Source organism: Hymenobacter sp. B1770 (genome assembly GCF_049896385.1).
Classification (GTDB): domain Bacteria; phylum Bacteroidota; class Bacteroidia; order Cytophagales; family Hymenobacteraceae; genus Hymenobacter.
The window spans coordinates 1-960 of record NZ_JAFCUF010000049.1 but is presented as its reverse complement, the minus strand read 5'-3'; the positions used below and the strand labels follow the sequence as shown (position 1 = coordinate 960).

2 protein-coding genes are annotated in these 960 nt (G+C 57.5%); both read left to right on the top strand.

The features are described from left to right. Positions 1-253, top strand: a 253-nt coding sequence (locus ACP7AJ_RS21385; RefSeq protein ID WP_426062271.1) for a hypothetical protein, incomplete at its 5' end; no start/stop codon positions are given. A 502-nt stretch (positions 254-755) separates the two neighbouring features. Further along, positions 756-960 (top strand): hypothetical protein (locus ACP7AJ_RS21380; RefSeq protein WP_426062270.1); only part of this gene is annotated, 205 nt, incomplete at its 3' end.

The window sequence follows — 960 nt, the reverse complement described above, 5'->3', positions numbered from 1 at the left end:
GGCCAGAGCAGCCGTGAGTTTCTGCTCATTCATTAGCATCGGTAGGTATGTTATCACGTTTACGGCAGGCAGCGGGCTGACCACAGCGCTTTTGTATGCAGCGAATGTCAGCCTCTACGGCCCTGGAGGGCCCGCCGTCGGGTTCATCTCTTATGATAGCAACACGGCTGGGTCCATCACCGTGTACACGATGAACACGGCAGGGGCGCTCAGCAATGACTATTACTTCTCCTTCTCGGCCTACGCACCCTGAGCCTGAGAGTAGAGTCCGAACCACGGAAAGGAGATTTCCCCTGCGCAAACCATTGCCGCAAGACCACCTCCCTTCTTGCCGATTGCATTGAAACGCCCCCGTCGTGCAACCGACGGGGGCGTTTTGTGTTTACGACTGGTCCCGAAACAATAGGTGGGTCGGCCTACAACCCCTTCCGGCACGCGCAGCGGGGGCACATGTCCGCAGCCGTTCGGGGTGCAACGTGACCGGTCGCAAGTACCCTGGGACGCCCTCCGAAAACGAGTTTACGAAACTCATCCCACCGGTGCGTTTCGTAAACTTTGAATCGTAGACGAGTTTCTTAAACTCACCACGCACGAAAGGAGGCTATCCGCACTTGATGTCGGATAATTGCTCGCCGTTCAGTTGAAGGAGGGAGGAAATGAATGAATGCCGGGTATAGCCATGGCCTACCAGTTATTAGCTTTGCGCCCCGTCCTCACGCCGTTACGGGGATTTATGACGCGGACACTACTTCATTATGACGTTACGACGGATGCGTTCGGCTACGATGTTGCAACTCCTGGCGAGCGGGTTCTTTTTGGCCTCCTGCGACTTGGTGATTACCCCGGACACACGGACGGTCACGGACTCGGCCAAGACGTGGCTCCACGAGGTGGACGGGCAAACGCTCGTGTTCGCCAACGCGCAAGGCCAAACCCAAACGGTGCGCGTGAGCCGGCGCG